This is a genomic window from Persicitalea sp., from assembly GCF_041751555.1.
Lineage (GTDB): Bacteria > Bacteroidota > Bacteroidia > Cytophagales > Spirosomataceae > Persicitalea.
In genome coordinates this window covers 1-11,892 of sequence record NZ_JBGSXF010000179.1, presented here as the reverse complement: position 1 = coordinate 11,892, position 11,892 = coordinate 1, and the positions used below count along the sequence as shown (strand labels likewise).

Sequence of the window (11,892 nt, the reverse complement as noted above, 5' to 3'; positions counted from 1 at the left end):
TTGTTGAAAGCTTTGGCGTAGCGAATGCTGCCATCATAGAAAGGCGTAGTGACCACGTCGCGGTTACTGGCGCTCATCACGCCCGTTTTGACTTGGGCGCTAAGTCCCTGGTACAGGAACGGGCTCTTGCTGTTCATCAGCACCAGGCCGTTGATGGCGTTAGGACCGTAGAGGGCCGAAGCTGCGCCCGGCAGCACGTCCACGCTTTCCAGATCCAGCTCGGGAATACCCACGATATTATCGATCGGGAAGTTGAGGCCCGGCGCGGAGTTGTCCATGCCGTCGATCATCTGCACGGTGCGCGGGTTGCCCGTCGCGCCGAAGCCCCGCATGTTGATGGACTTAAACAGTAGTCCCTGCGTGGTCATGTCGATACCTTTGAGGTTGGCCAGGCCATCGTAAAAGCTGGCGGCGGGCGTGTTCTGGATCGCCCTGATGTCCATGCGCTCCACCGCCACGGGCGATTGCAGAATACTTTCCTCCACCCGCGAGGCCGATATGATAACCTCCTGACCCATAATAGCCTGCTCGGCCAGGCTGACGTTGATGTTAGTCTGGTTACTGCTCACGGCTACTTCCTGGGTTTCGTAACCTACCGAGGTAATGACCAGCGTAAAAGGCGGCGCGGTGGTCGTATTGAATTCAAATTTCCCGTCGCCATCGGTAATGGTGCCGATCACTTTTCCTTTCACCTGGACACTCACGCCGATCAAGCCGTCTTTGGTGGTGGCGTCCGTTATTTTCCCAGCTACCCTGGTGGTTATGTCCTGACCGAAAGCTAACGGGCCAAGTGTGAGTACGAGTAGCAGCGAGGTAGCTAACCGGGCTTTTTGTGTAAATAATTTGTTCATGTTCTTTTAATGGGCTGATGTTTTTAATTTAATTTGAACGTAATATTATGGAATAGTAACGCCCCCCTGCAATTTTTTCTTGATATTATTAAAATAATCACAATTTATCTTGTCTTGACATTTAAATAATCCAAAATGGATTGCGCCCTTCGCCTAGCATTGCTGTTTGTTTCGTTGACTTGCCTAACTTTCTGGCCGGGAAAACGTGTTTGTGGTCAGGCAGTCATATCTGTTCCTTACGCACCACCTACTCCGAATCATCTACCAAACTACGAACACGAAGACGCATGGACAGCCTTACCCGGAACATCAGACGCCGCCGATCAGGTACCGTTGCGCTCTAATTTCAAAGACCAGCAAATCAACGCCCGAGCGGACGTTTTCTTCATCTATCCTACTACCTATGTTCAGGCACCCGAAAGCCCCTATCCATGGAACGCTAGCTTGGCTGACTCCGCTTTAAACAGCGCTACCGATGAAAGTACAATTCTCAACCAGGCTTCGGTTTTTAATGGTTCGTGCCGGGTTTACGCGCCCCGCTATCGGCAGGCACACTTTTATGCTTTTCTTACTCCCAACAAAAAAGACAAAGCCCAGGCGCTGGATTTCGCCTATGAGGACGTAAAGAGTGCCTTCGAATACTACTTACAACATTATAATCAAGGTCGCCCCATCGTCATCGCTGCCCACAGCCAGGGTACGCTGCACGCCATCCGGCTATTGAAGGAGTTTTTTGACGAGAAACCTTTAGGCGACAAACTCGTGGTAGCTTACCTCATCGGCATGGCTGTGCAGCCGGACGAATTCGCAACGATTCTGCCTGGCAATGCCCCTGATCAGATCCGCTGCTTCGTGTCGTGGCGGACTTTTGCCAAAAACTACTACCCCGAGTGGCACCGCAATGAAGTGAATACCGCCGTCTGTACCAATCCACTTTCGTGGCAAACGAACGGTGCCTATGTTTCACAAAAAGAAAATGTGGGCGGAGTGGGCCTAAATTACACCTACTATCCCCATCTCGCCGACGCCCAGTGCCAAGAGGGCTTGCTGTGGATTAATAAACCTTACGTCAAAGGACGGACTTTCATTAGCAACCAGAATTGGCACAACGCCGACATCAACCTGTTTTGGGGCAATGTGCGCCAAAATGTCGAGACACGAATCGACGCCTTTTTCAGTAAAGAAAAGCAGTAGCTTTGTTTTAAACATGAAACTTCATCCACATAGCTAATACCTTCATGCAAAATACTTATGTCATTATCATGGCGGGCGGGGTCGGGACCCGCTTCTGGCCTTTCAGCCGCACCAATTTCCCCAAACAATTCCACGACGTGCTGGGTACCGGAAAGTCCCTGCTGCAACAAACCGCCGATCGATTCGAAGGCATCTGCCCCACAGAAAATATTTATGTCGTTACCAGCAGCGAGTACAAAGACCTGGTAAAAAAGCAACTCCCGCTCCTAACCGACGACCAAATCCTGCTCGAACCACACCGCCGCAACACCGCCCCCTGCATCGCCTATGCCAGCTACAAGATCGGCGCGCGCAATCCTGAAGCCAACATTATCGTGGCCCCCGCCGATCATATTATATTAAAAGAAGAAGCTTTCCGCGATACCATCCGCGTAGCCCTCGGCGCGACACGCCTGAACGACGTGCTGGTGACGCTGGGAATTCAGCCTACCCGCCCTGATACGGGCTACGGTTATATCCAGTACATTCCCGATAAGATGACGGTGAAGAAGGTGAAAACCTTCACCGAAAAGCCTCACCTCGAACTGGCCGAGCAATTTCTGGAGAGCGGGGATTTCGTCTGGAACGCAGGAATTTTTGTGTGGAATGTGCAGACGTTGAAAAAGGCGGTCAAGAAACACATGCCGGAATTAGCCGAACTCTTCGGAGACGGGGAAGTGCATTACTACACGCCCAGCGAGGGTCCCTATATCAACAAAATATACTCCCACTGCGGTAGCGTATCTATTGACAATGGCATTATGGAAAAGGCCGACAATGTTCATGTAGTGCTCAGTAGCTTCGGCTGGTCTGATTTGGGGACCTGGAAATCGCTGTATGAGATCTCGGAAAAAGATGAGAACGAAAACGTTGTCGAAGGCCAAGTATTGTTGCACGATACCCGCGACTGCATTATCAAAACACCAAAAGACAAATTACTGGTAGTGAATGGTCTCGAAGGTTTCATCGTGGCCGAGTACGACGGCGTGCTGCTCATCTGCCGTAAAGATGACGAGCAAAAAGTGAAGGAATTAGTCGCCGAAGCGAAAGCGGTGGATGTGCAGTATAGTTAGCTCCATCCTTGCGCCGTGATCGGCACCTTGCTGCCGGACTTCATCGAAAGCGTGACATCCGCCGACTGATCGGTGACAAAGCCAACGACGCTGACTTTTGGGTTGTTTTTAATTTTGTCGTAATCCGCCTGGCGCACAGTGAACAGCAGTTCATAGTCTTCGCCGCCATTCAACGCTGCTGTGACAGGGCTAAGGTTGAGTTCGGTAGCGGCAAGGTAAGTTTGTTCGTCGATGGGTAGGTTTTCCTCGAACACCATTGCACCCATGCCCGACGCCTTACACAGGTGCAGCAGGTCGGAGGCCAACCCGTCCGACAGGTCAATCATGGCGCTCGGCACTACGCCCGCTTCAGCCAGTTCGTAAATGACATCCATGCGGGCTTCGGGTTTGAGTTGCCGTTGTACCACGTAATCGTGGCCTTCCAATTGGGGCTGCATGTCGGGGTTAGCCAGGAAAACCTGTTTTTCGCGTTCCAGAATCTGCAAACCCAGGTAAGCCGCGCCCAGGTCGCCTGTGACACAGAGCAAATCATTGGGCTGGGCAGTATTGCGATACACTATCTTGTCTTTCGCCACTTTGCCGAACACGCTGACCGAAATCAGCAGCCCCGAGCGTGCCGACGACAGATCGCCACCCACCAAATCGACCCGGAAATCAGTACAAGCGGCCCGCATTCCATCATATAGTTCCTCCAGCGCCTCCACCGAGAACCGATTGCTAACTGCCAGGCTCACCGTCACCTGTCCCGGCTGGCCATTCATGGCCGCAATATCGGACACGTTGACCGCAATGGCCTTATAGCCCAAATGTTTCAGCGGAAAAAAGCTCAGGTCGAAATGAACACCTTCCAGCAGTAAATCGCTACTGAGCAAACCATACTCTTCGCCTAAGTCGATGACAGCCGCATCGTCACCGATTCCTTTTATGGTATCAGGTAAAGCGGGCGTAAAAGATTGGCTCAAACGGTCGATCAGGCCAAATTCGCCCAGAGAAGCTATTTCGGTGCGGGTCATTTTTTTAAAAGTGGCAGAGTAGCAGAGTTTCAAAGTGGCAAAGGCACAAAGGTAGTTAAAACACGAAGAAGCCGACTCGCTGACGAATCGGCTCCTAGAGGAACTGTCGATCGCAACGGCGACCCGGTGTCAACTGTCAACTGTCAATTAAATTAAGGATTCGACAATGTGTATTGATTAATAGTGCCGCCCGTCTTCACGCTGGACGTAGTGCGGGTAAGCGTCATCATGCCGTCCTCAAAGGAAGTGATGTCGAACTCAATGGTGCCATTGGTGCCCGTGGGCTGCGGATTCAGGTTTTTCAGAATCAGCTTGCTTTCGCCGTTCAGCTCCCACTGGCCCGTAAAAGTGTTACCGTCGAACTCAGTGTAGGTGACGGTACCATCCTGATTTATTGCCAGCTTGTAATTAGAATAACCAGGCTTAGCGTTGCTTGCTCCGCCTTTGGTGTACACTGTGGTACTGCCTTCCTTGATGGTGTTGGCGGACCAAACCTTAGCGATGCGCTCGGTTAGCGGTGGTACTTTCTTCTTGCAGCCGAGCGTCAATAAGCCGACAGCCAAGAACAAACTCCATACAATAGGTTGAATTTTTTTCATGATATTTTCGGTGACCACATTATTTTTTCAAAAGAACGAAAATTCTGTTTGGGATTATATCCATCGGGCAAGATTATCCAAAAACCCGGCCACAATTTCTACATTTACCGGGATTATATCAAAAAAACGGCATCATCCTCTATGAAAGAATACACCCGCGCCCAGCTTTCTCTCCGCAACGGCCAGGATCGTGAGGAAATATGGTGCGCCTACCAAGGCAAAATATACGACGTGTCGGAATCGCGGCTTTGGCGCGACGGCAAGCACTACGAGCATTGGGCCGGCCAGGATCTCACCGACGAACTACCCGACGCCCCGCACACCGAAAAGGTTTTTAAAAAATTTACCATTATAGGAACCATCAAATGATTCTCCTCGCTGACAGTGGCTCTACTAAAACCGACTGGCTACTCCTCGATGAAGACGGCCAGCAAATCACGCGCTTCGCGTCGGTCGGTTTTAATCCTTTCTACCAGACCCAGGCAGTTATTGCGGAAGGCTTGCGCAATGAAGTAGTCCCAAAGGTAAGCGGCCAGGTGCGGGAAGTTCACTTTTACGGCGCGGGCTGCGCCGACGAAAAGACCAGCCGTCCGGCCTGTGACGCCCTTACCGATGGTTTTCCTGACGCTACCATCGCGGTTCACAGCGACCTACTGGCCGCCGCCCGCGGACTGTGCGGTCGCCAGCCGGGCATTGCCTGCATTCTCGGGACGGGTTCCAACAACTGCCTGTACGACGGCGAGAAAATCGTCAACAACATCGGCTCACTGGGTTTTTGGCTGGGCGACGAGGGCAGTGGCGGCTACCTCGGCAAGCGGCTCGTGACGCACTATCTGCACGGTGAACTGCCCACCGAAATCTACGAAGCTTTCCGAACTTCCTATCCCGATGTCGCACGTCTGTCCATACTGGATCGGGCTTACAAACAGCCGTTTCCCAATCGCTACTTCGCCACCTTCGCCCCTTTCTTAAGCCAGTACTTGGATCGCCCGTTCATCCGTAACCTTGTTCAAGACGCCTTCCACGTTTTTCTCGATATTTATGTAGTGAGGCATCCCGGTTCCGGTGCGTTGCCCTTACATTTTACGGGATCGGTCGCGCATTACTTTGAATCTGTTTTGAAGGAAGCGATGGTTAAGAAAGGTTTGCAGCTGGGATCAATTCAGAAAAGCCCGATGTTGGGCTTGGCACGGTACCATATTGCGGGCTGATTGTTTATTTAGGTATTTTTACGGCTGAAAGCCAAAATCGCTATTCTTTGGGCGTTTTGCGCTATGGAGAGACAAAGAGAAAAGTAGAAATTTGCAAAGTGATAGAGAAACACAGTAAGTGATGACACAAAAGTCTCAAACTGTTCATAGCAAAGGCCAGATACTTGATCTGCTAATCCAACACAGGCTGGACATACAGAAGTATGGCGCAGCTAAAATCGGGTTGTTCGGTTCATTTGCACGAAACCAACAAAACGATGATAGTGATGTGGACTTATTAGTAGAATTTGAAGACGGTAAAAAGACGTTCAAAAACCTGGTTCACCTAAGCTACTATTTACAGGACTTAATACCCAGAAAAGTCCAGTTGGTCACTTGGATGGGATTAGCTGATTTCGTAAAGAGAGAAGTCACCAAAGAAATAGAATATGTCTCCTTCTCTGATTGAGTTTCTCGAACACATTCGTAGCGAAATCAATTTTCTGATTGAGCATTCGTAGGATTTGACTTTTGATGAATAGGAAGGTAATGCAGTTCTGAATCGCGCTTTTGTACGAAGCTTAGAAATCATTGGCGAAGCTTCTAAAAAAATACCCGACAAAATAAGACGCGATTATCCTGAAATAGATTGGAAAGGCTTTGCTGGATTGAGAGACGTACTGATACATCAATACTGGGGAGTGGATTTTGAAATATTGTGGAATATTCTTCAAGACGATATTCCTTTTTCAAAAATTTGGATTGATAAAATCATCGAAAAAGAAAAAAATAAACTGAGAAACAATGAATAACCAAACCCTTTTCGACAAAGTATGGGACGCCCACGTCGTCCGCCACATTGAGGACGGCCCCGACGTGCTGTTCATCGACCGCCACTTCATCCATGAAGTCACTAGCCCGGTGGCCTTCAATGGCCTCGAAAGCCGGGGTGCGGAGGTACTTTTCCCAGAGCGTACCTTCGCCACCGCCGACCACAACACGCCGACCATTAATCAACACTTACCCGTAGCTGACCCACTGTCAGCCAATCAGTTGCAGGCGCTGGCCGACAACACGACCAAACACGGCATCTCGTTTTGGGGGTTGGGCCACGCTAAAAATGGCATTGTCCACATCATCGGCCCGGAAAACGGCATCACCCAGCCGGGGATGACAATCGTCTGCGGTGATTCGCATACTTCTACCCACGGCGCGTTCGGGGCCATTGCGTTTGGCATCGGCACTTCGGAGGTAGAAATGGTGCTGGCCACGCAGTGCATTATGCAGCCCAAGGCGAAAAAAATGCGGATCACGATTAACGGCAAACTTGGTAAGGGTGTGTTATCGAAGGACGCTGTGCTATACATCATTTCGCAAATTTCAGCCAGCGGGGCCACGGGTTATTTCGTGGAATACGCGGGCGAAGTATTTGAGGACATGAGTATGGAAGCTCGCATGACGGTCTGCAACATGAGCATCGAGATGGGCGCGCGCGGCGGGATGATTGCCCCCGACGAAAAGACTTTTGCCTACCTCAAGGGCCGTGAGCAAGCACCCAAAGGCGAAGCTTGGGATAAGGCCGTGGCTTATTGGAAAACGCTCAAAACCGACGCCGACGCGGAGTTCGACTCGGAATACACCTTCGATGCCGATGACATCGAACCCCAGATTACCTACGGTACCAATCCCGGTATGGGGGCGGGTATTTCGCGTCATATCCCTACGGCCGAACAAGCCAAAGGTGGCGCAAGTACTTACGCCAAATCGCTGGACTACATGGGTTTTGCTGAAAAAGATAGTATGCTGGGTAAGCCCATCGACTTCGTATTTCTGGGGAGCTGCACCAATGGCCGCATTGAGGATTTCCGGGCCTTCGCGTCGATTGTGAAGGGTCGTAAGAAAGCCGACGGCGTCACGGCCTGGCTGGTCCCTGGCTCGCATGTGGTGGAGTCTCAGATTAAGGAAGAAGGATTGCTGGATGTGCTGACGGAAGCAGGTTTCGAGTTGCGGCAACCGGGCTGCTCGGCTTGTCTGGCAATGAATGACGATAAAGTACCGGCGGGAAAGTATGCGGTGAGTACCTCTAACCGAAATTTTGAAGGGCGGCAGGGACCGGGAGCAAGGACTTTATTGGCGAGTCCGTTTGTGGCTGCTGCTGCAGCAGTGACGGGGACAGTAACCGATCCACGGCAATTTCTTTAAGAAATCTTTTTAGCGGTAAAAATCAAAAATATGGCCTACGACAAATTCACAACCCTCCAATCCTCCGCCGTTCCGATGCCTATCGAGAACGTGGATACTGACCAGATTATCCCCGCCCGCTTCCTGAAAGCAACCGAGCGCAAAAACTTCGGCGATAACCTTTTCCGTGACTGGCGCTACAACAAAGACGATAGCCCCAAGCCGGATTTCGTCCTCAATAACCCGATCTATCGTGGCAAGATCCTCGTCGGTGGCAAGAACTTTGGCAGCGGTTCCAGCCGCGAACATGCTGCCTGGGCGCTGTACGACTACGGCTTCCGATGTGTGGTGTCGAGCTTTTTTGCCGATATTTTCAAAAACAACGCCATCAACGTAGGTCTGCTGCCCGTGACCGTAACAGCGGAGTTTTTGGACAAAATATTCCAGGCGATCGAGCAAGATCCTGACGCGAAACTGGAGGTAAGCTTGCCCGACCAAACCATCACGATCCTGGCCACAGGCGAGCAGGAACCCTTCGACATCAACGGCTATAAAAAGCACAACCTGCTGAACGGCTATGACGATATCGATTACCTTCGCGCCATGAAGCCGGAAATCGGCGCGTTCGCGGAGCAGAGTATGTATTAGATGGACGTTGGACGCTGGACCTTGGATTCTGGACACTGAGAAATCTAATATCCAACCGCACCGGCGGACCGGTCCAAAGTCTAACGTCGGCTGAAAGCCACTATGAGATCAATTGAAATAATGGACACGACCCTGCGCGACGGGGAGCAGACGAGCGGCGTATCATTTTCCGCCGCCGAGAAGCTGACCATAGCGCAGTTGTTGTTGCAGGAAGTAAAGGTAAACCGCCTAGAAGTCGCCTCCGCTCGCGTGTCGGACGGGGAATTTCAGGCTGTGAAGAAAATCACCGATTGGGCCGCGCAACACGGTTTTCTGGACAAAATCGAGGTACTGACTTTCGTAGACGGCGAGGCGTCCATCCAATGGATGCAGAAAGCCGGAGCGAAAGTGATGAACCTGCTGACCAAAGGCTCCCTCAATCACCTGACGCACCAACTCAAAAAAACGCCTGCCCAGCACTTTGCAGACATCCAGCAGGTAGTCGAGCGGGCGCAGCGGGAGGGCATCGTGGTCAATGTATATCTGGAGGACTGGAGCAACGGGATGCGCAATTCACGCGAATACGTCTTCGAAGCGCTGGATTTTCTGGCGACGCAGCCCGTTGCGCGGATTATGCTACCCGATACGCTGGGAGTTCTTACGCCGGACGAATCTTACGAATTTGTTAAATCCATCGTCGATCGTTACCCCAATCAGCATTTCGATTTCCACGCCCACAACGACTACGATCTGGGCGTTTCGAACGCGCTGGAAGGCGTCAAAGCCGGGGCGCACGGTCTGCACCTGACCGTTAATGGCATGGGCGAGCGGGCAGGGAACGCACCTTTGTCAAGTACCATCGCGGTGTTGAATGATTTTCTGCCGGAGGTACACACTTCGGTGATTGAAAAAGCACTGTACCCGGTCAGTAAACTGGTCGAAACCTTCTCGGGCGTTCGCATTCCTTCTAACAAACCGCTGGTGGGCGAGAACGTCTTCACCCAGACGGCGGGCATTCACGCCGATGGTGACAAGAAGAACAACCTCTACCACAGCAAGTTGATGCCGGAGCGCTTCGGGCGACAGCGACTCTACGCTTTGGGAAAAACCTCGGGTAAGGCCAATATCGAGAACAACCTCCGCGACCTGGGCATTACCCTCAGCGACGAGGAGTTGAAGAAAGTCACGCAACGCATCATCCAACTCGGCGACCGCAAGGAAGTCGTCACGCCGGAGGATTTGCCCTACATTATTTCCGACGTGCTGGACAGCGAGGCGATCGAAGAAAAAGTGACGGTGCTCAACTACGTGCTGACGCATTCCAAAAGCCTAAAACCTTCGGCTACCTTGCAGGTACGGATCGGGGAAGAAACCTTTGAAGAAAGCGCCCAGGGTGATGGGCAGTACGATGCGTTTATGAATGCTTTGAAGAAAATATACGCCGAATTGGAAAGCGAACTACCCATGCTGACCGACTACGCCGTGCGCATCCCACCGGGCGGCAAGACGGACGCGCTGTGTGAAACGATCATTACTTGGAAGATCGGGGAGCGTGATGTGAAAACGCGTGGGCTGGACTCCGATCAGACGGTATCGGCGATTCAGGCTACTCAGAAGATGCTGAATCTGTTGTAGTAAAGCGACAAGGGGTTCACAGCCACAAAGCCACAAAGTTAAATTTTAATCAAGATGGCAGAAGTCAGAACGTTTAGAGATTTGCTGATTTGGCAAAAGTCGATGCTGTTAGTAACGGCTGTTTACAAGCTAAGTACATCCTTTCCTGAATCAGAACGCTTTTCCTTGACCTCCCAGATTCGACGGTCTGCTGTTTCAATACCCAGTAATATTGCTGAAGGCTTTGGCCGAAGAAGCACAGGCGATTATCTTCGGTTTTTACAAATCTCCTTCGGGTCACTTTTCGAACTGCAAACTCAACTTGAAATTGGGATGAATCTTAATTATCTATCTAAATTTGATTTCGATGAACTACACGGTCAGAGCCGGGAAGTTGAAAGAATGATGTCGAGTTTTATCCAGAAACTAAAAAACAAAGAATAAAATCAAATTCACTTTGTGGCTCTGTGGCTTTGTCGCTTTGCTTCTTTAAAACTCCCCATGAAAAAACATATTCTAGTAGTCCCCGGCGACGGAATTGGCCAGGAAGTAACGGCCGTTGGTAAAAAAGTACTTCAAAAAATTGCCGAAAAATTCAACCACGAATTCACCTACGACGAGGCTCTAATCGGCCACGCGGCGATCGAAGCGACGGGAAATCCGTTACCCGAAGAGACGCTAGAGAAAATGCGGGCGTCCGATGCGGTGCTGTTTGGGGCCGTGGGACATCCAAAGTACGACAACGACCCGAGCGCGAAAGTACGTCCTGAACAAGGACTACTTAGGATGCGAAAGGAACTGGGCTTGTACGCCAATCTGCGGCCCATCAAGTTATTTGACGAACTCCTGTCGGCCTCCTCCATCAAACCCGAAATACTCAAAGGCTCCGACATTCTCTTCTTCCGCGAACTGACGGGCGATATTTATTTCGGAGAAAAAGGCCGGAAGGACGATGGTAACACCGCCTACGACATTGCACAATACAGCGTGTACGAAGTAGAGCGTATCGCCCGCAAAGCCTTCGACGCCGCCATGACGCGCGGCAAGAAACTCATGTCGGTGGACACAGCCAACGTCCTTGAAACCAGCCGCCTGTGGCGGGAAGTCGTGCAGCGCGTGGCGAAGGAATACCCCGAAGTAACGGTGGAACACCAATTCGTGGACTCGGCCGCTATGCTGCTCATCAAAGACCCGCGCCGCTTCGACGTGGTCGTAACGGCTAACCTTTTTGGCGATATACTTACCGATGAAGCCAGCCAGATCGCGGGCTCGATGGGGATGTTGGCTTCGGCCTCCATTGGCGACGGCACGGGTGTTTACGAACCTATCCACGGCTCGGCCCACGACATTACGGGCAAAGGGCTGGCCAATCCGATGGCTTCGGTACTTTCGGCGGCATTGTTGTTGGATATTTCCTTCGGCCTGAAAGAAGAAGCCGATGCGATCATCAACGCGGTGGATCAGGTCCTCAAATCAGGCATCCGCACCCGCGACATCGCCGACGCCAACAC

Annotated in this window: 14 protein-coding genes; 11 read left to right on the top strand and 3 right to left on the bottom strand. The window is 51.4% G+C overall.

Annotation, left to right across the window (positions count from 1 at the left end):
* On the bottom strand, window positions 1-851 hold an 851-nt coding region (locus ACEW8P_RS06275; RefSeq protein ID WP_373512244.1), incomplete at its 3' end, for a carboxypeptidase-like regulatory domain-containing protein.
* Window positions 852-986: 135 nt separating this feature from the next.
* Between ACEW8P_RS06275 and ACEW8P_RS06270 the strand changes: the two genes are divergently transcribed.
* Window positions 987-2,045 (top strand): DUF3089 domain-containing protein, encoded by a 1,059-nt coding sequence (locus ACEW8P_RS06270; protein WP_373512243.1) that lies wholly within the window; start codon window positions 987-989, stop codon window positions 2,043-2,045.
* A 44-nt stretch (window positions 2,046-2,089) separates the two neighbouring features.
* Window positions 2,090-3,157: a mannose-1-phosphate guanylyltransferase gene (locus ACEW8P_RS06265; protein ID WP_373512242.1), complete on the top strand. Its 1,068-nt coding sequence runs from the start codon at window positions 2,090-2,092 to the stop codon at window positions 3,155-3,157.
* On the opposite strand, the gene thiL is transcribed toward ACEW8P_RS06265, so the two are convergent.
* Together thiL and ACEW8P_RS06255 are read right to left on the bottom strand one after the other, a co-directional pair.
* Complete coding sequence (gene thiL, locus ACEW8P_RS06260) at window positions 3,154-4,170, bottom strand: thiamine-phosphate kinase (RefSeq protein WP_373512241.1); 1,017 nt, start codon at window positions 4,168-4,170, stop codon at window positions 3,154-3,156. The two genes, ACEW8P_RS06265 and thiL, sit on opposite strands and share 4 nt — an antisense overlap.
* Before the next feature lie 152 nt (window positions 4,171-4,322).
* The gene (locus ACEW8P_RS06255; protein WP_373512240.1) at window positions 4,323-4,769 is read right to left on the bottom strand and encodes a hypothetical protein; all 447 of its coding nucleotides are present in this window, start codon (window positions 4,767-4,769) and stop codon (window positions 4,323-4,325) included.
* Window positions 4,770-4,910: 141 nt separating this feature from the next.
* Between ACEW8P_RS06255 and ACEW8P_RS06250 the strand changes: the two genes are divergently transcribed.
* The 9 genes from ACEW8P_RS06250 to leuB all read left to right on the top strand — a co-directional run.
* A complete protein-coding gene (locus ACEW8P_RS06250; RefSeq protein ID WP_373512239.1) occupies window positions 4,911-5,138 on the top strand; it encodes a cytochrome b5 domain-containing protein in 228 nt (75 codons plus the stop codon).
* Window positions 5,135-5,980 (top strand): N-acetylglucosamine kinase, encoded by an 846-nt coding sequence (locus ACEW8P_RS06245; RefSeq protein WP_373512238.1) that lies wholly within the window; start codon window positions 5,135-5,137, stop codon window positions 5,978-5,980. Before ACEW8P_RS06250 ends, ACEW8P_RS06245 begins: the two co-directional genes overlap by 4 nt.
* Window positions 5,981-6,101: 121 nt before the next feature.
* Window positions 6,102-6,428, top strand: coding sequence for a nucleotidyltransferase family protein (locus tag ACEW8P_RS06240; RefSeq protein ID WP_373512237.1), 327 nt, complete (start codon window positions 6,102-6,104; stop codon window positions 6,426-6,428).
* 88 nt (window positions 6,429-6,516) lie between these two features.
* Complete coding sequence (locus ACEW8P_RS06235) at window positions 6,517-6,771, top strand: DUF86 domain-containing protein (RefSeq protein ID WP_373512245.1); 255 nt, start codon at window positions 6,517-6,519, stop codon at window positions 6,769-6,771.
* Window positions 6,764-8,161, top strand: a complete 1,398-nt coding sequence (leuC, locus tag ACEW8P_RS06230) for a 3-isopropylmalate dehydratase large subunit (RefSeq protein WP_373512236.1) — start codon at window positions 6,764-6,766, stop codon at window positions 8,159-8,161. Before ACEW8P_RS06235 ends, leuC begins: the two co-directional genes overlap by 8 nt.
* A 30-nt stretch (window positions 8,162-8,191) precedes the next feature.
* On the top strand, window positions 8,192-8,788 hold the full coding sequence (gene leuD, locus ACEW8P_RS06225; RefSeq protein WP_373512235.1) for a 3-isopropylmalate dehydratase small subunit: 597 nt from the start codon (window positions 8,192-8,194) through the stop codon (window positions 8,786-8,788).
* Between the two features lie 120 nt (window positions 8,789-8,908).
* Window positions 8,909-10,402, top strand: a complete 1,494-nt coding sequence (locus ACEW8P_RS06220) for an alpha-isopropylmalate synthase regulatory domain-containing protein (protein WP_373512234.1) — start codon at window positions 8,909-8,911, stop codon at window positions 10,400-10,402.
* Between the two features lie 54 nt (window positions 10,403-10,456).
* Window positions 10,457-10,825 (top strand): four helix bundle protein, encoded by a 369-nt coding sequence (locus ACEW8P_RS06215; protein WP_373512233.1) that lies wholly within the window; start codon window positions 10,457-10,459, stop codon window positions 10,823-10,825.
* Window positions 10,826-10,882: 57 nt separating this feature from the next.
* A partial coding sequence (gene leuB / locus ACEW8P_RS06210) for a 3-isopropylmalate dehydrogenase (protein ID WP_373512232.1) occupies window positions 10,883-11,892 on the top strand: 1,010 nt, incomplete at its 3' end.